Consider the following 463-nt stretch of genomic DNA (forward strand, 5'->3'; position numbering starts at 1 on the left):
AGATCTTCGAGCAGAAGAACCCGTCGTACACGTTCTTCGACGCGGCGGTCGCGGGCGGCTCGGGCGACAAGGCCAAGGCGCTGCTGCAGTCGACGCTCCAGGCGGACACCCCGCCCGACACCTTCCAGGGTCACGCGGGCGCCGAGCTGCAGTGCTACATCAAGGCCGGTGACCTGGAGGAACTCAACTTCCTCTACGACGAGCTGAAGCTGCGCGACGGGTTCCCGGCGCAGCTGGTCGACCAGATCAGCGTCCAGGGCAAGGTCTACTCGGTGCCGGTGAACATCCACCGCTCGAACGTCCTGTTGTTCACCCCGTCGGTGCTGTAGGAGGCCGGCATCGCGGGCGCGCCCAAGACGCTGGAGGAGTTCGTCGCCGACCTGGGCAAGGTCAATGCCAAGGGCAAGATCCCGCTGTCGATCGGCTCCGAGTGGACGGTGACCCACCTGCTGGAGCGCGTCCT

The 463-nt window shown here is 66.3% G+C and carries 1 pseudogene; it reads left to right on the forward strand.

What is annotated here, in order from left to right:
* Positions 1-329 (forward strand): annotated as a pseudogene (locus tag HT134_RS44355) (carbohydrate ABC transporter substrate-binding protein); the annotation flags it as partial.
* Positions 330-463: the final 134 nt, after the last annotated feature.

It is taken from the genome of Nonomuraea rhodomycinica, from assembly GCF_013363995.1.
In the GTDB taxonomy this organism is placed as follows: domain Bacteria; phylum Actinomycetota; class Actinomycetes; order Streptosporangiales; family Streptosporangiaceae; genus Nonomuraea; species Nonomuraea rhodomycinica.